16 protein-coding genes are annotated in these 22337 nt (G+C 66.5%); 14 read left to right on the top strand and 2 right to left on the bottom strand.

Annotated elements, in window-relative coordinates:
- Positions 1-81: 81 nt before the first annotated feature.
- Positions 82-642 carry a response regulator transcription factor gene (locus N0B28_RS05050; RefSeq protein WP_043862485.1) on the bottom strand — a complete coding sequence of 187 codons (561 nt, stop codon included), beginning with the start codon at positions 640-642 and terminating at the stop codon, positions 82-84.
- Positions 642-1898, bottom strand: a complete 1257-nt coding sequence (locus N0B28_RS05045; protein WP_054916388.1) for an ATP-binding protein — start codon at positions 1896-1898, stop codon at positions 642-644. Before N0B28_RS05045 ends, N0B28_RS05050 begins: the two co-directional genes overlap by 1 nt.
- Positions 1899-2097: 199 nt before the next feature.
- On the opposite strand from N0B28_RS05045, the gene N0B28_RS05040 reads away from it, so the two are divergent.
- From N0B28_RS05040 to N0B28_RS04975, 14 genes are all read left to right on the top strand, one after another.
- On the top strand, positions 2098-2811 hold the full coding sequence (locus N0B28_RS05040; protein WP_078479968.1) for an SIMPL domain-containing protein: 714 nt from the start codon (positions 2098-2100) through the stop codon (positions 2809-2811).
- A gap of 133 nt (positions 2812-2944) precedes the next feature.
- Positions 2945-4570: an ABC transporter substrate-binding protein gene (locus N0B28_RS05035; RefSeq protein ID WP_275730700.1), complete on the top strand. Its 1626-nt coding sequence runs from the start codon at positions 2945-2947 to the stop codon at positions 4568-4570.
- 237 nt (positions 4571-4807) lie between these two features.
- Entirely contained in the window at positions 4808-6403 is a 1596-nt protein-coding gene (locus N0B28_RS05030) for an ABC transporter substrate-binding protein (protein ID WP_043862489.1), read from the top strand.
- 90 nt (positions 6404-6493) lie between these two features.
- Complete coding sequence (locus N0B28_RS05025; RefSeq protein ID WP_275730696.1) at positions 6494-7873, top strand: OprD family porin; 1380 nt, start codon at positions 6494-6496, stop codon at positions 7871-7873.
- A gap of 74 nt (positions 7874-7947) precedes the next feature.
- Entirely contained in the window at positions 7948-9543 is a 1596-nt protein-coding gene (locus tag N0B28_RS05020; protein WP_258661963.1) for an ABC transporter substrate-binding protein, read from the top strand.
- A gap of 72 nt (positions 9544-9615) precedes the next feature.
- Positions 9616-10626 (top strand): ABC transporter permease subunit, encoded by a 1011-nt coding sequence (locus N0B28_RS05015; RefSeq protein WP_043862492.1) that lies wholly within the window; start codon positions 9616-9618, stop codon positions 10624-10626.
- An 11-nt stretch (positions 10627-10637) separates the two neighbouring features.
- Entirely contained in the window at positions 10638-11567 is a 930-nt protein-coding gene (locus tag N0B28_RS05010; RefSeq protein ID WP_078479966.1) for an ABC transporter permease subunit, read from the top strand.
- Between the two features lie 10 nt (positions 11568-11577).
- Positions 11578-12546, top strand: a complete 969-nt coding sequence (locus tag N0B28_RS05005) for an oligopeptide/dipeptide ABC transporter ATP-binding protein (protein ID WP_043862494.1) — start codon at positions 11578-11580, stop codon at positions 12544-12546.
- Complete coding sequence (locus N0B28_RS05000) at positions 12546-13514, top strand: peptide ABC transporter ATP-binding protein (RefSeq protein WP_043862495.1); 969 nt, start codon at positions 12546-12548, stop codon at positions 13512-13514. Before N0B28_RS05005 ends, N0B28_RS05000 begins: the two co-directional genes overlap by 1 nt.
- A 130-nt stretch (positions 13515-13644) precedes the next feature.
- Positions 13645-14478 (top strand): nuclear transport factor 2 family protein, encoded by an 834-nt coding sequence (locus N0B28_RS04995; protein ID WP_043862496.1) that lies wholly within the window; start codon positions 13645-13647, stop codon positions 14476-14478.
- Positions 14479-14516: 38 nt separating this feature from the next.
- The gene (locus N0B28_RS04990) at positions 14517-15923 is read left to right on the top strand and encodes an FAD-dependent oxidoreductase (RefSeq protein WP_116052926.1); all 1407 of its coding nucleotides are present in this window, start codon (positions 14517-14519) and stop codon (positions 15921-15923) included.
- 25 nt (positions 15924-15948) lie between these two features.
- The gene (locus tag N0B28_RS04985) at positions 15949-16290 is read left to right on the top strand and encodes a cupin domain-containing protein (protein ID WP_043862498.1); all 342 of its coding nucleotides are present in this window, start codon (positions 15949-15951) and stop codon (positions 16288-16290) included.
- Positions 16291-16344: 54 nt separating this feature from the next.
- Positions 16345-17424: a polyamine ABC transporter substrate-binding protein gene (locus tag N0B28_RS04980; protein WP_054916396.1), complete on the top strand. Its 1080-nt coding sequence runs from the start codon at positions 16345-16347 to the stop codon at positions 17422-17424.
- A 117-nt stretch (positions 17425-17541) separates the two neighbouring features.
- Positions 17542-22305: a DUF6543 domain-containing protein gene (locus N0B28_RS04975; RefSeq protein ID WP_275730683.1), complete on the top strand. Its 4764-nt coding sequence runs from the start codon at positions 17542-17544 to the stop codon at positions 22303-22305.
- The last annotated feature ends 32 nt before the right edge of the window (positions 22306-22337 follow it).

Genomic DNA, 22337 nt, shown 5'->3' with positions numbered 1-22337 from the left:
GTTAGGGAGCTAATCATACGTCAACCTTGGGGCTGCCATGCAGCCTCTTCGCCGGCCTTGCCGGCGAAGAGGCCCTGAGGTTCAGCGCCGAACCGGGCGCTTCTGCAATTTGCGCTGCAGGGTACGCCGGTGCATGCCCAGCGCCCGCGCCGTGGCCGAGATATTGCCCTCATGCTCGGTCAGCACACGCTGGATGTGCTCCCACTGCAGGCGGTCCACCGACATCGGGTTTTCCGGTACCAGCGTGTCCAGGTCGGCGTGCTCGGACGCCAGCGCCGCCAGCACGTCGTCGGCATCGGCCGGCTTGCACAGGTAATTGCAGGCGCCGCGCTTGATCGCCTCCACCGCGGTGGCAATGCTCGAATAGCCGGTGAGGATCACCACGCGCATCTCCGGGTCCAGTTCCAGCAGCTTGGGCAGCAGCACCAGCCCGGAGTCGCCCTCCATCTTCAGGTCCAGCGTGGCGTAGTCCGGCACGTCCTGCTGGGCAATCTGCAGGCCCTCTTCGGCAGAACCCGCCGTGCTCACGCGAAACCCGCGCCGGCTCATGGCCCGGGCCATCACCCGGGTAAACGTGGCGTCGTCATCCACCAGCAGCAGGTGCGGCAGCTCTTCGCCTTCAGCCTGAATTTCATCACTCATCACACGTCTCCTCGCGCGTCACGCGGCAGGCGCAGCTCGGTGAGCGTACCGCCTTCCTCATGACTATAGAGTTTTACAGAGCCGCCAGCACGGGTCACGCTGGCCTTGCTCAAGAACAGGCCCAGGCCGAAGCCCTTGCCCTTGGTGGTAAAGAAGGGTTTGCCGATCTGCTCGGCGATCGCCACCGGCACGCCGGGGCCATGGTCGCGAATGCTGATCACGATGTCCTCGGCGTCCCAGTCCAGGTACACCTCCAGGTCATTGGGGCAGGCATCGGCTGCATTGTTCAACAGGTTCAGCAGGGCCTGGGTCAGGTCCGGCGGCGGCGCCAGGCGCGGCACCGTACCCTGGCCCAGGCGCTGGAAGCGATAGCTGGCCTCGGGGCGCATCAGGTGCCAGCGGTTGAGCGCCTCGTCCAGCCAGAAGCTCGCCTCCTGCTCCTGCACCGCCATGCGCCGGTTGGCCTCGGCGGCGCGCACCAGGTTCTGCAAGGTGTGCTTGCACTGCTTGACCTGCTCCTGCAGCGTCTCCAGGTCTTCCTGCAGCAGCGGGTCGGTGTGGTCCTGGCGCATCTCGTTGATCAGCACGCTCATGGTCGCCAGCGGCGTACCCAGCTCATGGGCGGCACCGGCGGCCTGGGTGGCCACGGCCAGCAGTTGCTGGTCGCGCAGGCCTTCCTCGCGGCGCTGGGCCTGGAACTGCTGCTGGCGACGCAGCTCTTCGGCCATCTTGGCGGCAAAGAAGGTGATCACCCCGGCGGCCAGGGCAAAACTCAGCCACATGCCGTAGATCTGCATCTTCTCGCGGGCCATGGGGAAGGTTTCGAGCGGGAAGTACTGCACCAGCAGCAGGGTGTAGGCCACCAGCGCAATGCCCGACAGAATCAGCGAATACAGCCATGGCAGCGTCACCGCGGCAATCGCCAGGGGCACCAGGTAATAGGACACGAAGGGGTTGGTCGAGCCCCCGGAAAAATACAGCAGCGCACTGTGGATCAGCAGGTCGCAGGCCAGCTGCACCGCATACTCCAGCTCGGTGACCGGCAGCGAGGTGCGCAGCCGGATGGCCGTGAGCACGCACAGCACCATGGAGAACCCCAGGGTGATGCTCAGCGCCAGCCACGGCAGTGGCAGCAGTTCGGTCCAGTAGGCGACCGCCACCGAACCGGCCTGGGCGGCCAGCACCAGGGTGCGGATGAAGGTCAGGCGCCAGAGGTTCTGACGTGTGGCAGACAGCATGAGTACGGGGGCGAGCATGAGCTCTCCTGATGAGTGCTCCAGGTGAATCGTGGCGAGTATACCCAAGCTGCACCCCGCGCTGCAGCAATGCGGCAAAGCGCCACAGGCACACCGGCATCGATGATGGCTTTTTGAACCTCGTCGGTTTGTGCGAGTCTGATGGGGTCTGCGTGGTCGGGATCGACCGCCGCCACGCCTCAATTCCAAGGAGTTGCCCATGCACACTGTGTCTCGCGCCAGTACCACCCTCGTCCTCGCGACCGGCCTGTTTGCCAGCTTTGCGGCACTGGCCGACGAGCCTCGCTACAACCAGGTTTCACTGCGCGCCGAAGCCAGCAAGGAAGTCGCCCGCGACCTGATGGTCGTGACCCTGTATACCGAGGCGCAGAACTCCGACCCGGCCAAGCTGGCCAACGAGATCACCACCAGCATGAACAAGGCGCTGGAAAAGGCCCGTGCGGTCAAGGACGTCAAGCTCAGCCAGGACAGCCGCAACAGCTACCCGATCTACGACAACAAGAACCAGAAGATCACCGGCTGGCGCGAACGTGCCGAGCTGCGCCTGGAAAGCGCGAACTTCCCGGCGCTGTCCAAGCTCACCGGCGAGCTGCTGCAGGACCTGAAGATGGGCGGGATGGATTTCGCCATCGCCCCGGCCACCCGCAAGAGCAGCGAAGACGCCCTGCTCAAGGATGCCATCGACGCCTTCAAGGCCCGCGCCCAGCTGACCACCGAAGCCCTCGGCGGCAAGGGCTACAAGGTGGTCAACCTGAACCTCAACAGCAGCGGCTACCCGCACCCCTACGCCCGCGGCGCCATGATGATGAAGGCCAGCATGGACGCCGAAGCCGCGCCAAGCCCGGAAATCGAAGCCGGTACCAGCCAGGTCAGCCTCAGCGCCGACGGCACCATCGAAGTGCTGATGCCCTGATTCACCCGCGGGCAACGCCTGCATCGCTGTCAGCTATGGTTTGAGGGTCGCGCTGGTCAACAGGCCAGCCTCCCTGCCCGCCGAGCGGCCCCACTGGCCGCCCGGCGCACCAATGACATCGATGAGGCCAACAATGCTCAAACACGCGGTCCTTCCCTACCTGCTCGGCGCAGGCCTGCTGGCCGGCGCACCGCTGGCCCATGCGGCCAGCAACCTGGTGTTCTGCTCCGAGGGCAGCCCGGCGGGCTTCGACCCAGGCCAGTACACCACCAGTACCGACTTCGACGCCTCGGCCGAGACCATCTTCAACCGCCTCAGCCAGTTCGAACGCGGCGGTACGGCGGTGATCCCCGGGCTTGCCACACGCTGGGACATCAGCGACAACGGCCTGAGCTACACCTTCCACCTGCGCGAAGGCGTGCAGTTCCACAGCACCGACTACTTCAAGCCCAGCCGCCCCTTCAACGCCGATGACGTGCTGTTCACCTTCAACCGCATGCTCGACAGGAACCTGCCGTTTCGCAAGGCCTACCCCACCGAGTTCCCCTACTTCACCGACATGGGCATGGACAAGAACATCGTCAAGCTCGAAAAGCTCGACGAACACACGGTCAGGTTCACCCTGGCCAGCGTGGACGCCGCGTTCATCCAGAACATGGCCATGAGCTTCGCCTCGATCCAGTCCGCCGAATACGCCGAGCAACTGCTCAAGCAGGGCAAGCCTGCCGACATCAACCAGAAGCCGATCGGCACCGGCCCCTTCGTGTTCGCCAAGTACCAGAAAGACGCGCAGATCCGCTTCAAGGGCAACAAGACCTACTGGCAACCGCAGGACGTGAAGATCGACAACCTGATCTTCGCCATCACCACCGACCCGTCGGTGCGCATGCAGAAGCTCAAGAAGAACGAATGCCAGATCACCCTGTTCCCGCGCCCGGCCGACCTCAAGTCGCTGGAAGCGGACCCCAACCTGAACCTGCCGCACCAGGCCGGCTTCAACCTGGGCTACATCGCCTACAACGTGACCGACCCGATCAAGGGCACCACCGCGCCCAACCCCATGGCCCAGCTCAAGGTGCGCCAGGCCCTGGACATGGCGGTGAACAAGCAGCAGATCATCGACGCGGTGTACCAGGGCGCGGGGCAGCTGGCAGTCAATGCCATGCCGCCCACCCAGTGGAGCTACGACGACACCATCAAGGACGTGCCCTACGACCCGGCCAAAGCCAAGGCGCTGGTGCAGGAGGCCGGGGTCAGGGAGGGCACCGAGATCACCCTGTGGGCCATGCCGGTGCAACGCCCCTACAACCCCAACGCCCGGCTCATGGCCGAGATGATCCAGGCCGACTGGGCGAAGATCGGCATCAAGGCCAGCATCGTCAGCTACGAGTGGGGCGAATACATGAAGCGCGCCAAGGCCGGTGAGAACGGCGCCATGCTGATCGGCTGGAGCGGCGACAACGGCGACCCGGACAACTGGCTGGGCACCCTCTACGGCTGCGACGCGGTGAACGGCAACAACTTCTCCAAATGGTGCGACCCCGCCTACGACGCGCTGATCAAGCAGGCCAAGGCCACCCCCGACCAGGCCCGACGCACCGAGCTGTACAAGCAGGCGCAGCACATCATCAAGGCGCAGGTGCCGATCACCCCGATCGCCCATTCCACGGTGTACCAGCCGATGCGCAAGACCGTGCAGGACTTCAAGATCAGCCCCTTCGGCCTGAATGCCTTCTACGGCGTAAGCGTCAGCCAATAGACACCCAACGCGATGTTTAGCCTGTCCCTGCGGGCGCCGAGCTCATCGGTGCACGCGGGGCACTGATACCTGCTTGAAAATTACGACACCACACCAAGATTTTTCCCACGCCTCACACCCACTTCCTTACCTGCACGCCCGCCGCCTGCGTCCCTACCGTGGAGCGCGTGGTGGTGCTGGCACCCTGCTGTCGCCGCGCCCCCCACGCCTCGTACAACAACAAAGGAATGGGACCGCATGCGTATTTCTCCGGTTTTCGCCGCACTGCTGGGCCTGGGGGCACTGGCCTATGGCCCGACAGCCCTGGCCAAGGGCAACCTGGTGTTCTGCTCCGAGGGCAGCCCGGGCGGCTTCGATATCGCCCAGTACACCACCTCCATCGAAAACGACGCCGCCGAGCCGCTGTACAACGGCCTGGTGGAATTCGAACGCGGCGCCACCCGCGTCATCCCCTCGCTGGCGACCGGCTGGGACGTTTCCGATGACGGCCTGACCTATACCTTCCGCCTGCGCCAGGGCGTGAAGTTCCACGCCAACAAGGACTTCACCCCCACCCGCGACTTCAACGCCGACGACGTGCTGCTCACCTTCCAGCGCATGCTCGACCCGCAGCACCCGTTTCGCGTGGCCTACCCGGCCGAGTTCCCCTACTTCGTCAGCATGGACCTGGACAAGAACATCGCCCGGGTCGAAAAGCGCGACCCCTACACGGTGGTCTTCACCCTCAACAGCGTCGACGCCGCCTTCATCCAGAACCTGGCCATGGGCTTTGCCTCGATCGTCTCGGCCGAATACGCCACCCAGCTGATGGCCAGCGGGCGCCTCAGCGACTTCGACCAGAAGCCGATCGGCACCGGCCCCTTCGTGTTCCAGCGCTACCAGAAGGATGCGCAGATCCGCTACCGGGCCAACCCCGACTACTGGGACCCGCAGCAGGTCAGGCTCGACCAGCTGATCTTCTCGATCAACACCGACGCCTCGGTGCGGGTGCAGAAGCTGCGCAAGGGGGAATGCCAGGTCACCGTCAACCCGCGCCCCGCCGACCTCAAGGCCCTGGCCGCCGACCCGAAGATCAACATGCTCGACCAGCCCGGCTTCAACCTGGGCTACATCGCCTACAACGTGCAGCACCCGCCGTTCGACCAACTGCAGGTGCGCCAGGCCATGGACATGGCGGTGAACAAGGCGGCCATCGTCAAGGCGGTGTACCAGGATGCCGGCCAACTGGCCGTGAACTTCATGCCGCCCACCCAGTGGTCCTACGACCCGAGCATCCGCGATGCCGGCTACGACCCCGACAAGGCCCGCGCCCTGCTGGCGGCCGCCGGGGTCAAGCCCGGCACGCCTATCACCCTGTGGGCCATGCCGGTGCAACGCCCCTACAACCCCAACGCCAAGCTGATGGCCGAGATGCTCCAGGCCGACTGGGGCAAGGTCGGCCTGGACGTGAAGATCGTCAGCTACGAATGGGGCGAGTACATCAAGCGCACCAAGAACGGCGAGCACGACGTGATGCTGCTGGGCTGGACTGGTGACAACGGCGACCCCGACAACTGGATGGGCACCCTCTACAGCTGCGGTGCCATCGGCAGCAACAACGTGTCGATGTGGTGCGACCCCGAATACGACGCCCTGGTGCAGCAGGCCAAGCGCATCACCGACCCCGCCGCGCGCACCGCGCTGTACCAGCAGGCCCAGCAGCGCATGAAGCAGCAGGTGCCGATCACCCCGGTCGCCCACTCCACCGTGCATCAACCGCTGAGCGTCCGGGTACAGGACTTCAAGGTCAGCCCGTTCGGGCGCAACAGTTTTTCGGGCGTCAGCGTCGACTGACCTCTGCCCGCCCCCTCCCAAGGTTCACCGCCGCACCCGCCGGGCTCACGAGGCCCGGCGGCTAATAAAAACATGCAAAGGAGCATCACCTTGAGACCTACCCGACACGCAGCACTTTGCCTGGCCCTTGGCGGCCTGAGCGCGCTGGCCCAGGCCGAACCCGTCAGCCAGGATTTCGTTGCGCTTACCCTGCGCACCACCTCCGACCAGGCCCAGGCCAGCGGCTTTATCGACGGCCAGCGCCTGTCCGGCTCGACCCGCAACTGGTACGCCCACGAGCACGCCACCCGCGGGCCACTGTGGTCCTACAGCAAGCGCGACGGCAGCCGCCACCCCACCAGCAGCCGCGACAACTGGGTCCAGGGCACCCTCCTCAACTACACCTCCGGCTTCACCGAGGGCACCGTGGGCCTGAGCACCGAAGTGGCGCTGTACAACGCGGTGGCCCTGCAGCGCGGTCGCGCCAGCGTGGCCGGGCCGAACAACCGCACCCTCACCCACGGCGACGGCGAGGTGCTCGACCAGTGGAGCAAGGTCGGCCTGGCCAACCTCAAGGCCCGGGTGTCCAACACCACCCTCACCGCCGGCCGCCAGTCCATCGACACCCCGGTGATCGCCTACATCGGCAACCGCGCACTGCCCTCCAGCTTCCAGGGCGTGAGCCTGCACAGCGCCGAGTTCGACAACCTGAGCCTCGACCTGGGCACCTTCGACCGCGTGTCGATGCGTACCGAGCAGGGCCAGAGCAAGTTTCGCTCCGAGTATGGCGATTCCCGCCAGTTCACCGACCGGGTCAGCATGGCCGGGGTCAACTACCAGCCGCTGCAGAGCCTGAGCACCAGCCTCTACGTGTCCAAGGTCGAGGACCTGTGGAACCAGTACTACTTCGGCGCCAACCACCTGCTGGGCGACAACGCGGTGCTGGGCCTGAACACCGGGCTCAACTACTACAAGACCCGCGACGCCGGTCAGAGCAAGCTGGGCGCCATCGACAACGACACCTTCAGCCTGTCGCTGGCCCTGACCCACCAGGCGCACACCGTGTCGGTCGCCTACCAGCAGGTCAACGGCAACGAGTACTTCGACTACCTGCACGACACCAACGCGATCTTCCTGGCCAACTCGCTGCTGTCGGATTTCAACGGCCCCAACGAGAAATCACTGCAGATCGGCTACGTGCTGAACATGGCCCCCTTCGGCGTGCCCGGCCTCAAGTTCAACCTGTACAACGCCCGCGGCTGGGGCATCGACGGCACCCATTACAAGGGCGGTGGCTACGACGTGAAGAACCTCGACGGCGAGCACCACGACGAATGGGGCATCGGCACCAGCTATGCCGTACAAGGCGGCGCGTTCAAGGACACCACCGTGCGCGCCACCTACACCACCCACCGCGCCAGCAAATTGCAGGGTGACGGGAGCCTGAACGAGGTGCGCGTGGTCACAACCATTCCGTTCAACATCCTCTAGGGCGGCAGGTCGCGGCCGATTCGCCGAATCGGCCGCGATGGCTACGCTGGTTTAATCGAATGCAGGGAAGTGTCATGAAACAGTCAACCCTACAGGCTGCCCTTGCAGCCATCCTGTTGAGCGCCGCAGCCCCGCTGATGGCCAAGCCGCTGGTGGTGTGCACCGAGGCCAGCCCCGAGGGCTTCGACATCGTGCAGTACACCACGGCCGTCACCGCCGATGCCGCCGCAGAAACCCTGTTCAACCGCCTGGTGGACTTCAAGCCCGGCACCACCGAGGTGCAGCCGGCCCTGGCCGAACGCTGGGAGGTCAGCCCCGACGGCCTGACCTACACCTTTCACCTGCGCAGCGGGGTCAGGTTCCACACCACCGACTACTTCACCCCCACCCGCGACCTGAACGCCGACGACGTGCTGTGGAGCTTCCAGCGCCAGCTCGACCCCGCCCACCCCTGGCACGACAAGACCAGCATCGGCTTCCCCTATTTCGAGAGCATGGGTTTCCAGCACCTGCTCAAATCGGTGGAAAAGCTCGACCCGCACACCGTGGCGTTTCACCTGACCCGCCCCGAGGCGCCGTTTCTGCGCGACCTGGCCATGGCCTTCACCTCGATCTATTCCGCCGAATACGCCGACCAGTTGCTCAAGGCCGGCACCACCGCCGAACTCAACAGCAAGCCGGTCGGCACCGGCCCGTTCATCTTCCAGCGCTACAACAAGGACGCGCAGGTGCGCTACAGACCCAACCCGGACTACTTTCGCGGCAAGCCGCCGAGCGATGCACTGATCTTCGCCATCACCCCCGACAACAACGTGCGCCTGCAGAAGCTGCGCGCCAACGAGTGCCAGGTGGCGCTGTACCCCAAGCCCGACGACATACCCGGCATCAAGGCCGACGCGCGCCTGAAGGTGGCCGAAATGGAGGCCCTGACCACCGGCTACATATCGCTCAACACCGAGCACAGGTACCTGAGCGACGTGCGCGTACGGCGCGCCATCAACCTGGCCTTCGACCGCGAACACCATGTCGAGCAACTGTTCGGCAAGGGCAACGCCCTGCTGGCGGTGAACCCCTACCCGCCGACCCTGATGGGCTACAACAGCCAGAACCGCAACCCGCCCCGCGACCTGGACCAGGCCCGCGCGCTGCTCAAGGAGGCCGGCGTACCCGAAGGCGCCGTGCTCACCCTGTTCACCCGCAACGGCGGCGGGCCCACCAACCCCAACCCGCGCCTGAGCGCCGAGATGCTTCAGGCCGACCTCGCCCAGGTCGGCCTGAAGGTCGACATCCGCGTGATGGAATGGGCCGAGATGCTGCGCCGCGCCAAGGCCGGCGAAGCCGACATGGTGTCGGCCGGCTGGGCGGGCGACAACGGCGACCCGGACAACTTCCTGACCCCGCTGCTCAGCTGCGCCGCAGCGAAGAATGGGGAAAACTACGCACGCTGGTGCAACCCGCGATTCCAGGTGCTGATCGACCACGCCCGCGAAACCGCCGACCCCGATCAACGCGCCGCACTCTATGTCCAGGCACTGGCGGTGTACGATGAGGCCAAACCGTGGATCAACATGGCCCACCCGAAGGTGTTCACCGCCCTGCGCGAGAACGTCGAGGGCTACGTCATCAACCCGATGACCAACAACAACTTCGCCACCACGCGGGTGAAGTAGAACGATAACGCTTGCAGCGCCCGCCCCCGGGCGCTCGCAGGCATGCCTTAGGCTGATGAGGTACACCACACGATGTTTAGTTTTATTGCACGGCGTCTGGGCCTGTTGATCCCGTCGTTCTTCGGCATCACCCTGCTCACGTTCGCGCTCATACGCCTGATCCCCGGTGACCCGGTGGAGGTGATGATGGGCGAACGCAGGGTCGACCCCGAGATGCACGCCCAGGCCATGGAACGGCTCGGCCTGAACAAGCCGCTGGCGCAGCAGTACCTGGACTACGTCGGCAAGCTGGCCCAGGGCGACCTGGGCGAGTCGCTGCGTACCCGCGAAAGCGTGTGGCACGAGTTTCTCGCGCTGTTCCCCGCCACCCTCGAACTGGCCATGGCCGCGCTGCTGTTCGCCGGCATCGTCGGGCTGCTGGCCGGGGTGATCGCCGCGCTCAAGCGCGGCTCGCTGTTCGATCACGGGGTCATGGGCATCTCACTGGCCGGCTACTCGATGCCGATCTTCTGGTGGGGCCTGATCCTGATCATGTTCTTCTCGGTCGGGTTGGGCTGGACGCCGGTGTCCGGGCGCATCGACCTGCTCTACGACATCGAGCCGACCACCGGCTTCATGCTCATCGACACCCTGCTCAGCGACGAGGAAGGCGCGTTCAAGGACGCGTTGATGCACCTGATCCTGCCGGCCATCGTGCTCGGCACCATCCCGCTGGCGGTGATCGCACGCATGACCCGCTCCTCGATGCTCGAAGTGCTGCGCGAGGACTACATCCGCACCGCACGGGCCAAGGGCCTGTCGCCGGCACGGGTGGTGTTCGTGCACGGCCTGCGCAACGCGCTGATCCCGGTGCTTACGGTGGTCGGCCTGCAGGTCGGCACGTTGCTCGGTGGCGCGGTGCTTACCGAAACCATCTTTTCCTGGCCGGGCATCGGCAAATGGCTGATCGAAGCCATCGGCGCCCGTGACTACCCCGTGGTACAGAACGGCATCCTGTTGATTGCCTGCCTGGTGATCCTGGTCAACTTCGTCGTGGACATCCTCTACGGCCTGGCCAACCCACGCATCCGACATCAGCGCTGAGGCCTTCGCTCATGACCAATCCGCTTGCAAAAACCGCTGCCGTCGACGCCGCGCCGCTCGACCAGAGCCTGCTCTACCCCTCCCCCTACAAGGAATTCTGGCACGCCTTCTCGCGCAACAAGGGCGCGGTGGCCGGCCTGCTGTTCATGTGCCTGATCGTGTTCTGCGCGCTATTCGCCCCGTGGGTGGCGCCGCACAACCCCAGCGAGCAGTACCGCGACTTCCTGCTGACCCCGCCGGTATGGCTCGAAGGCGGCCAGTGGCAGTTTCTGCTGGGTACCGACGAGCTGGGCCGCGACCTGCTCTCGCGGCTGATCCAGGGTTCGCGCCTGTCGCTGCTGATCGGCCTGTCGTCTGTACTGATCTCGCTGATCCCCGGCGTGCTGCTGGGCCTGCTGGCCGGGTTTTTCCCGCGCCTGCTTGGCCCGTCCATCATGCGCCTGATGGACGTGATGCTGGCGCTTCCCTCGCTGCTGCTGGCGGTGGCCATCGTGGCGATCCTGGGCCCTGGCCTGATCAACACCGTGATCGCCATCGCCATCGTCTCGCTGCCGGCCTACGTGCGCCTGACCCGCGCCGCGGTAATGGGCGAGCTGAACCGCGACTACGTCACCGCCGCACGCCTGGCCGGGGCACGCCTGCCGCGCCTGATGTTCGTGACCGTGCTGCCCAACTGCATGGCGCCGCTGATCGTGCAGGCCACCCTGAGTTTCAGTTCGGCGATTCTCGATGCCGCCGCGCTGGGCTTCCTGGGCCTGGGCGTGCAACCGCCGACCCCGGAGTGGGGCACCATGCTGGCCTCGGCCCGCGACTACATCGAACGCGCCTGGTGGGTGGTCAGCCTGCCGGGCCTGACCATCCTGCTCAGCGTGCTGGCAATCAACCTGATGGGCGACGGGCTGCGCGATGCGCTGGACCCGAAACTCAAGAATGCCGCCTGAGGAGAAGCCCATGTCACTTCTACACATCAAGAACCTGAGCGTGCGCTTCGGCGACGCCTCGGCGGTACCGGTGGTCGACGGCCTCGACCTGAGCGTGGAAAAGGGCGAGGTGCTGGCGATTGTGGGCGAGTCCGGCTCGGGCAAGTCGGTGACCATGATGGCGCTGATGGGCCTGATCGACGCCCCCGGGCGCATCACCGCCGACGCCTTGACCTTCAACGGCAGCGACATGCTCACCCTGAGCGGCCGGCAGCGGCGCAAGGTGGTCGGCAAGGACATGGCGATGGTCTTCCAGGACCCCATGACCGCACTCAACCCCAGCTACACCGTGGGTTTCCAGATCGAGGAGGTGCTGCGCCAGCACCTGGGGCTGCGCGGCAAGGCGGCGCGCCAGCGTGCGCTGGAGCTGCTGAAGAAGGTCGAGATCCCGGCCCCGGAAAGCCGCCTGGATGCCTACCCCCATCAACTCTCCGGCGGCATGAGCCAGCGCGTGGCAATCGCCATGGCGATTGCCGGCGAACCCAAGCTGCTGATCGCCGACGAGCCCACCACGGCCCTGGACGTGACCATTCAGGCGCAGATCATGGAGCTGCTGCTCAACCTGCAGAAAGAGCAGGACATGGCGCTGATCCTGATTACCCACGACCTTGCCGTGGTGGCCGAAACCGCCCGCCGCGTGTGCGTGATGTATGCCGGCCAGGCAGTGGAAGTCGGCCAGGTGCCCGAGCTGTTCGAGGTGCCTGCGCACCCCTACAGCGAAGCCCTGCTGGCAGCGATCCCCGAGCACAGCGAAGGCGCCGAGCGCCTGGCGACCCTGCCCGGCATCGTGCCCGGACGCTACGACCGGCCCCACGGCTGCCTGCTGTCGCCGCGCTGCCCCTACGTGCAGGACCACTGCCGCCAGCAGCGTCCGAGCCTGGACCCCAAGGCCCACAGCCTGGCCCGCTGCTTCTACCCGCTCAACCAGGAGGTGGCGTGATGAGCGTCGTACTGACCGCCCGTGACCTCACCCGTCATTACGAAGTGTCCCTGGGCCTGTTCAAGGGCCATGCCCTGGTACGCGCCCTCAATGGGGTGTCGTTCGAACTGGAGGCCGGCAAGACCCTGGCCGTGGTCGGCGAATCCGGCTGCGGCAAGTCGACCCTGGCCCGCGCCCTGACCCTGATCGAGGAACCGTCGTCGGGCTCGTTGCAGATCGCCGGGCAGGAGGTGGCCGGTGCCAGCAAGCAGCAGCGCCGGCAACTGCGCCGCGATGTGCAGATGGTGTTCCAGAGCCCCTATGCTTCGCTCAACCCGCGCCAGAAGGTCGGTGACCAACTGGCCGAGCCGCTGCTGATCAACACCCGGCTGTCCAGGGCCGAACGCCGCGAAAAGGTGCAGGCGATGATGCAGCAGGTGGGCCTGCGGCCCGAGCACTACCAGCGCTACCCGCACATGTTCTCCGGTGGCCAGCGCCAGCGCATCGCCCTGGCGCGGGCCATGATGCTGCAACCCAAGGTGCTGGTGGCGGACGAGCCGACCTCGGCGCTGGACGTGTCGATCCAGGCGCAGGTGCTGAACCTGTTCATGGACCTGCAGAAGGAGTTCAACACCGCCTACGTGTTCATCTCGCATAACCTGGCGGTGGTGCGGCATGTGGCCGACCAGGTACTGGTGATGTACCTGGGGCGCCCGGCGGAAATGGGGCCCAAGGAGGATATCTATGCCAGGCCTTTGCACCCTTACACCCAGGCCCTGCTGTCGGCGACCCCGACCATTCACCCCGACCCGCTCAAGCCAAAGATCAGGATCGTGGGCGAGTTGCCCAACCCGCTGAACCCACCGCCGGGGTGCGCGTTCCACAAGCGTTGCCCGTATGCCACCGAGCGCTGTGCCAGTGAAGAGCCGGCGTTCCGGCCGGTGGGTACACGGCAGGTGGCATGCCACTATGCGGAGCAGTTTCTCTAGAACCGCTGCGCCAGCAATCGCGGGTCGAGCCCGCTCCCACACGGATCACTGCTGTCCTTGTGGGAGCGGGCTTGACCCGCGATAGGGCCCTGCAGGTATTCTGCTTTCCTACCTCCAATGAGCCAGCCCCATGGCCGCACACCCGATCCCCGACGGCCCCGAACACACCGCCGAAACCGCCGCCACCGTGCTGCGCTACCACCTGTGCTGGAAACACCGCGACCTCGACGGCGTGATGGCGCTCTATCACCCCGACATCCAGTACAACGACTTCTTCCAGAACCGCGTACTGCACCTGGCCGAGCTGCGCGAATACGTGGCCGCCAGCATGCCGCGCCAGGACGGCGAGGACATCGTGCACAGCGACCGCATCCGCACCGACGGCTGCACCGCCTTCATCCAGTACCAGGTAACGCTGCGCGGCGGCGACGGCATCACCGCGTTTCGTGCCAGCGAGGCCATCACCGTGCGCGACGGCCTGATCTGGCAGGTCAACGAATACGCCTCGCTGGTGCGCGAGCCTTCACGCCACACCGGCCACCCCAGCCTGCGCCCGGCCACCAGCCGCCTGGGCCTGTCACCGCGCCAGCTGAGCTTCATGGCCCAGGACCTGCAGCACTACTTCACCCGTCGCCAGCCCTATCTGGACCCGCAACTGGACCTGCAACAGGTCGCCCGCGAGTGCGGCTACAGCCGCAACCAGATCTCCTACCTGCTCAACCAGGTGCTGGGCCAGAGCTTCTACCGCTACGTCAACCAGGCCCGCCTGCAGCATCTGCTGGCTGAACTGGAACGCGCAGGCCCGGCGCCCAAGGTCGATGACCTGGCCTTCGCCGCCGGCTTCAATTCACTGTCGGCGTTCTACAAGTGCTTTCGCCAGCACACCGGCCTGTCGCCCAAGGCCTACGTGCAACAGATTTCTCTGCGGACACGCACGCAAGACAATCCGCCCGCCCAGCCCTAGCATCGGCCCACACCGTTACGGATGTGGAGCCGAACACAATGCAGGCATGGCGCAGTATCAGCCTTTGGATGGACCAGCTTGACGAGCCGCTGATCGCGCGCCCGGCGTTGCGCCAGGACCTGGACGTGGATGTATGCATCATCGGCGCCGGCTACACGGGCCTGTGGAGCGCCTACTACCTCAAGCGCCAGGCACCGCACCTGAACATCGCCATCGTCGAGGCCAACATCGCAGGCTTCGGCGCCTCGGGGCGTAACGGCGGCTGGCTGATGGGCAACCTGCTGGGCGAAGACCGCCTGCTGGCCGATTGCTCCCCCGAACAGCGCCGCGACGCCTATGACCTGCTGCACGGCATCCCTGACGAAGTGGAAACGGTACTCGAGCGCGAAGGCATCCACTGCGACTACCGCAAGGGCGGCGCCCTTTATTGCGCGGCGCGCTACCCCGAGCAGGAAGCGAGCCTGCGCAGTTACCTGCAAAAGCTCTACCGGCAGGGCCTGAACGAGGCCGAGTATCGCTGGCTGAGCCCGGTCGAGCTGGCCGCGCAGCTGCGCATCGCCAAGCCCTATGGGGCGATCTACACGCCGAACGTGGCCACCGTGCACCCGGCCAAACTGGTGCGCGGCCTGGCCCGGGCCGTCGAGCGTCTGGGGGTGAAGCTCTACGAGAACAGCCCGGTCATCGACTGGCACAAGGGGCAGGTACGCACCGCCCAGGCACAGTTGCGCTGCCAGTGGGTGGTGCCGGCGGTGGAAGGCTATGCCGTCGGGCTGCCGCCGCTGGGTCGCTATCAGTTGCCGGTACAGAGCCTGCTGGTGGCCACCGAGCCGCTGCCTGAGCAGGTGTGGGAGCAGATCGGCCTGAACGCCGGTCAGGCCTTCAGCGAAAACAGCCGCCAGGTCACCTACGGCCAGCGCAGTGCCGACAACCGCCTGGTGTTCGGCGCCCGCGGCGGCTATCGCTTCGCCGGGCGCCTGCGCGAAGACTTCACCCTCAGCGACAGCGAAATCGGCCTGCGCCGCTACCTGTTCGGCGAGCTGTTTCCGCAGCTCAAGAACGTCGACATCACCCACGCCTGGGGCGGCAACCTGGGCATGGCGCGGCGCTTTCGCCCGCACATGCTGTGCGATGCCGATCAGGGAATCGCCCTGGCCGGCGGCTATGGCGGCGAAGGCGTGGGCGCCAGCAACCTGGGCGGGCGCACCGTGGCGGCGCTGATCCTGGGCCAACGCAACGCACTCACCGCCCAGCCCTGGGTACACCCCGCGGCGCGCCTGAACAGCCTGGCGCGCTGGGAGCCCGAGCCGTGCCGCTGGCTCGGCTACAACGCGATCATCAAGAGCTTCGTCCACGAAGACCAGACCCTTGCCAACCCGGCCAGCGCCCCCTGGCGCCGGCGCCTGGCCAGCGGTGTGGCGGACTTCATGGAAAGCCTGATGCACTGACTTCCCCCTGCACAGGACCACCGGCATGCGCATTACCCAGTTCAAGCACACCCATAGCGTCGCTCTCGAACAGTCAAACCCGGTGGCCGTGCCCCTGGGCGAGCCGGTGGCGGTCACCTCGGTGACCTGCGTGGAGCGCAACGACGGCGTCGAAACCGGCATCTGGGAATGTACCCCGGGCCGCTGGCGGCGCCAGATCGAGCAGCAGGAGTTCTGCCACTTCATCAAGGGCCGCTGCACCTTCACCCCCGATGGCGGCGAGCCGCTGACCATAGAAGCCGGCGACGCACTGATGTTGCCGGCCAACAGCACCGGTATCTGGGATATCCACGAGACCGTGCGCAAGACCTACGTATTGATTTTCTGATCCTTTGATCGCCTGCCTCCTTCGACAAAAACAGACCAAGCAAGGAATCCGGACATGCGCCCATTGCTCTTCGCCCCGCTGTTGCTGGCCGCCTCCATCGCCCAGGCGGCCGACTCGGTAAAAATCTACAACTGGTCCAGCTACATCGCCCCCGACACCCTGAAGAACTTCCAGGCCGCCAGCGGCATCGTGCCCACCTATGACGTGTTCGACAGCAACGAGACCCTCGACGGCAAGCTGATGACCGGCAATTCGGGCTACGACGTGGTGTTCCCCTCCAACCACTTCATGGCCCGGCAGATCCAGGGCAAGGCGCTAAAGGCGCTGGACAAGCGCCAGTTGCCCAACTGGAAGAACCTCAACCCGGTGCTGCTCAAGGCGCTGGAAGTCAACGACCCGGGCAACCGCTACGGCTTCCCCTACCTGTGGGGCAGCACCGGCATCGGCTACAACATCGACAAGGTCAAGGCGGCGCTGGGCGAGAATGCCCCGGTGGACTCCTGGGACCTGATCTTCAAGCCCGAGAACATCAGCAAGCTCAAGAGCTGCGGCGTGGCGATCCTCGACAACGGCCCCGAACTGCTGCCGATCGCGCTCAACTACCTGGGCCTGCCGCACCACAGCCAGGACCCGGCCGACTACGAGAAGGCCAAGGCCCTGCTGATGAAGGTGCGCCCGTACATCAGCTACTTCCACTCCTCCAAGTACACCGGCGACCTGGCCAACGGCGATATCTGCGTGGTGGTGGGCTTCTCCGGCGACGTGCTGCAGGCCAGAAACCGTGCAGAAGAAGCCAGAAACGGGGTGAAGGTGGGCTATGAGATCCCCAGGGAAGGCGCGCCGATGTGGTTCGACATGGTCGCCATGCCCGCCGATGCCCCGGACGAAAAGGCCGGCTATGCCTACATGAACTACCTGTTGCAACCCGAGGTGATGGCCGACATCAGCAACCATGTGCAGTACGCCAACGGCAACCAGGCAGCCGACCGCCTGGTGGACCCGGCGCTCAAGGCCAACAGCATGATCTACCCGACCGATGCCATGCTCGGCAAGCTGTTCGCCCTGCAGGCCATGCCGGCCAAGATCGACCGCCTGCGCACCCGCATCTGGACCAGCATCAAGGCCGGCAACTGAGCCACCCTGCAATAGATACCACCCTCGGCCTGTGTGCCCCGGCAGCCTGAAGCCCTTGCCGGGGCAACAGCGCAGCCCGCCTGTTGCCCGGCGCCCACCCACTGCCGAGCACACACCATGCCCTTGAAGACCCTGCCGTACTTTCACCGCGTTGCGCTGCGCCAGCGCTTTGCCGATCACCTGGCACAGGCCCGAGACAGCCTCGATGATGAGGAGCATCGCTGGCTGCAAGGCTGGCTGCAGGCGCCAGGGCCCGACGCGCCGCGAATCGACCGCCTGAGCGCGATCACCGCCAGCGCCCACGCCAGCGAACTGACCGCCAGCCTGCTGCTGAGCCGCAGCACGCACCCCCGTGTTTTTTTCTACCACCCGTTGCTGGGGCTGCTGCGCTTCGAAGACCGTACCCAGCTCAAGCACCACCTTGTTGAACTGCTGAGCAGCGGCCACCCGCACGTACTGCTGCACTACATCGCCCCCAGGGATCGCCTGCTGGCAGGCCAGGGCGGCATCGTGGATGTTCAGGTCGAACGGCTGGAGGACGAGGTGTTCGAGTACCTGATGCTGGTCATCGCCGCTCGCCAGGGCCAGGCGCTGGGCGAGCTGCAGCAGCAGGTACTGGGCCAGCCGCCAGCCGACTCGTTATGGGAGCAGGCCCTGGCCACCACCACCGCTACCGCTGCAGCGGCGCCGCAGCGCCTGGCGGCGGCACGCGACTGCCAACGGCAACTGCACCGGTACTGGCATACCGCCAAGGCCGGCAGCGAAACGCCGGCCCGGCAACTGGCCCGCCTGATGGGCGCGCGCGTGCGCGAGGCGATCACGCGCCAGGCCTGGGCCGGCGCCCTTGCCGAAACCGACCACGCAGCGCTGCTGCAATGGCTGGACACCGAGGCCCTCTCGCCCCTGCAGGCGTTCAGCCTCAACGTCACCACCGCGCAAGGCCACAGCCAACTGCTGGAGGGCGTGCTCACGTTCGGCACCCGTGCCGGCCCGGTGTTCACCTGGTGTGCTGCACGCGGGCTGGAGCGCCATGCCAGCAAGCGGGCGTTGTTATCGTCGCTGACAGACCCCCGGTTGCGCGACAGCTGGCGCCCGGTGGTCAGCCCATCGCGGCAGAGCCAACTGGGCGCCTTGCGCATCAGCGCCCTGCACCTGCAACCGCTGGCCGCCCCTGCACTGGACAGTTGGGTTGGCCAGGTGCTGAGCGCCCAGCAACAGGACATCGAAACACAACTGCGCCCTGACAGCGGCCAGGACGGTTATCAGGCATGCCGCCAGGCGCTGGACCTCGACAGTCGACTGGCCGGCGAACTCGCGCGCCTGGGCACCTCGCCCCACGCCCACGACGGCCCGGCCACCCTGGCCCGGCTGCAAGCGTCGGCACAGGCAGCCGGCGCTGGCCTGGAGGAACTGAACCGGCTGGTGAGCGCACTGACCGGCCACGCGCAGGCACTGTTCAAAGAGGTACCAGGCCTGGAGACGGTGACTGCGGCAGGGCTCGACCAGGCCCTTGCCGCAGTGCTGGACAAGGGCCCGCCAGTGACCCAGGTACGCCTGGGCCAGCCCGGCGCCGGGCGCACCTGGCTTAGCCTGGCCGAACTGGTGTGGCAGCGGCTCGGCGGTATCGGTACCTCGCTGGATGAACGCTGGCTGGTCAGCGGCCCGGTGGTGGCCGAACAGCCTGTGGCCTTGCCTGCGCTCGACCTGGCGCTGGCCCGACAGGCTGTCGCACAGGTCGCCGATGCCACCGCCAGCCAACTGGCGAGCGCCCTGACGCAGTATCAAGCGCAGCGACGCACGTACCTCAAGCACCTGTGGCAACTGGCCCTGACCCTCGAATACCGCCTGCTCGACCACGACAGCCTGCTGCCAGCCCCGGCACGCGCGCTGATTCACGCCGCCCTGTTTCCGGCGCCCTCGCCGGCAGCGCCGGCCTGGGCCTGGCAACTGGCCCTGGACCAGGCGCCCAGCAGCGAGGCCCTGCTGCTGACCCGCCAGCCGCTCGAGGCACAGCCCGATCTGTGGCTGCTGTGGACCCTCGACCAGGGCTTTGCCGCATTCACCTCGCGCCTTGCGCTGGAGCAGGCCGTCGCAGCGCGCTACCCCGCCGCGCAACGCTTTCAATGGCTGGCGCTGGCAGGCGCGCCTGCGCACCACCTGCAGAGCTGGCAGGCCGAACACGACGTGGCCGCAACGCGGCGCGCCTTCGACCGGCTCACCCGGCGCGGCCTGCCTGCCGCGCACCTGCCCGACCTGCTGCGCAGCACGCTCGACACGCCTGGCACGCTGCGCTACCTGCAGCGTCTGCAGCGCCTGGCCAGTGCCCGGCGCCTGCGTGCCCATCTGCCTGACTGGCTGGCGCAGGCCGCCCCCACCGAACAGTACGGCTACCTGCAGGTTCTGGGGCGCAACCTGCTGCAAAGCCCGTCACCACAGGACTACCTGTTCGACATCCCGGCGGTGACCGACTATGCCCGCCAACGGGTTCAGGCCCGCCTGGACCAGGACTTCGCGGCCGGCCGCTACCCTGCCGACCAGCTGTTGATCACCACCACGCGCTGGGTCACCGCGTTGCCGCCCACCGGTGAGGTCCCCACAGGCGAAGCGGCCGCCAGCATCCAGCATCGCCAGACGCTGGTCGACTACGCGCTCAACCATTACCGCGACTGGGACCACGCCATCACCGCAATCACGCTCGAGGGCGACATGACAGTGCCTGCGCGCATCGATGCCGCCTACCTGCGGGCGCTGGTGCGCGAACTGGACCTGGGTCAAGGCTATCGCCAGCTGCTGGCCGAGCAACTGGACCGCGACCATGCGAGCTACCCCAGGCGCCTGCGGCTGTTCTGCCGGCAATTGCCGGGGCAACTGCTGGAGGCGGCGTGGCGCGCCCGGCTCCAGGGGCAACTGGGCGCAGCCGACGTCGAGTGCATCCGCGCCGTCGTCGAGCAGCCCGACGCCACCGCTCGTGACCAGCTGCCAGCCCCCGCCGCACAACTGGTGCCCCTGGAACTGATCGCCGACAGCGGCCTGCCCCCCGATACCGTGCCCGGGGTGTACCTGTTCATGTACGCCAGCCCCGCGCCCGGCCCTGTGGTGATGTACACGCCGTACCAGGCCGGCGGTCTGTTCCAGGCCTTCAGCAGTTCGGCCGACCTGCTGCAGCAGCTTCGCAGCGTGCCGGCCCTGCAGGCCCGGATACTGGCCTGCATGCCCGACACGATGCGCCCGCGCTACGACCACGGTGGGTTCACCGAGGCCCACCTGCCCTACAGCGCCGAATTCGATTTCGAGCTGCCCCTGTATGCCCAGCAGCCGGTGACCCTGGCCTGGCGCCCGGTGCATGGCAACGCCCTGCAGTACCTGTTCGAGACCAATGCAGCGTTGCTGCAGGGCATGGCCCATACGCAACTGGTGAGTACCGCCGAAGCCCGCTGGGCCACCCTGAAAGAGGTACTCGGGCTGCTCTGGAGCCAACTGACCCTGTTCATCCCCGGCCGCATCGGCCTGCTGCTGGCCGCGTGGCAGGGCGAACTGTCGCTGCTGCAATTGGCCGAGCGCCCCTCGGGCGACTGGGCGCAGGCCTTGTCGGAACTGACCTGCACCCTGGTGCAGGGCCTGCTGGCCGGGCATGGCGTGCGCGAACAGGGCCCTGGCGCGCTGCCGGCCGACGAAGGCGAATTCTGGCGGCGCCTGGGGCAGGCGTCGCACCAGCGGCTGTCCGCCTACGAAGTGCCGCAGCAGTCCCTCGATGGCCTGGCCAGCCGCGAGCAGATCTATACCGACGTCGATGGCCAGACGCAGTTCGCCTGCCTGGAGGGCAAGGTGTACGGCGTTCGCCAGCTGGACCAGCGCTGGCACCTGAGTGCGCCGGACATCGACGAACCAGGGCCACGCCTGCTCAGCGAAGGCAACGGCCGCTGGCAGATCGACCCGCAGCAGGCCATACCCGTGCTAAGTGGTGGCATCATCGGCAGGCTGGGCGGGTGGGCCTCGCGTCAGGTGATGGCCGGCAACGATATCGTCATCCGGGCCGTGGGCATGCGCCAGATCCAGCGACTCATGCCGGCCCGCGCGCGCATGCTGCGCCAGGCTCACCGCACGGCGCTCGACTACCTGGGCATCTGCCTGGACAACCTGCAGCAGGCCAGCCCGGTGCAACGCATGCCGGCACAGACCCGCACGATCCTCAGCGATTTCTTCGGCGTCGAACCCGACGAAGCCCTGCTGCAGCGCGTACGCGAACCGGTGGAAAAACTCTTCGAACTGATGACCTCGCAGGACTATTCGGTCGCCACGTCCAGGCGCTACATCCTGGCCAGCAATATCGGCAACTACACCGGCATCGCCTTCACCTCGCCCCATGACCCGCTCCGGCAACTGTTTCTGCTGGACGCCTATTTCGACGTCAGCTACCTGGGCAGGCTCCAGCTCAGGCCCGAGCTGTCCTGGCAGGAAGCCGATGCCATTGCGCGTGCCAACTGCCTGCTGCACGAGTTCTCGCATATCGCCTATGACACACGCGACATGCGCTACCTGGATGCCTCGCTGGCGTTTGCCGACCTGCTCATGCCCGGCGAGCAGCAGGATTGGCTCAGGCGCCAGCACGACGAGGCGTTCTCTCACCGTTCACCGGCCCGGCGCCTGTTCGTGGTGCGCTCACGCGACGGTACCCGACGCGACATCACCCGTGACGACAACAAGGGCCTGAGCCTGATCCTCAAGATCGCCGACACCCGTGACCTGGCGGTCGCGCGCCAGCGCTTTCTGGACGATGCGGTGGTGCGCTCGCGAATCATGCTCAAGAACGCCGACTCGCTGACCCTGCTGGTCTACCGCCTGGGCCAGGCAAGCCATCGCCCACCGGCGGCGGGGGGCTGAAACGAAAACGCCCGCGCAGCCAGGGGGCTGCG

This window comes from Pseudomonas sp. SD17-1, from assembly GCF_029201585.1.
Classification (GTDB): Bacteria; Pseudomonadota; Gammaproteobacteria; order Pseudomonadales; family Pseudomonadaceae; genus Aquipseudomonas; species Aquipseudomonas palmensis.
Note: the sequence above shows the minus strand (reverse complement) of the source record. Positions and strands in the feature narration are given on the sequence as shown.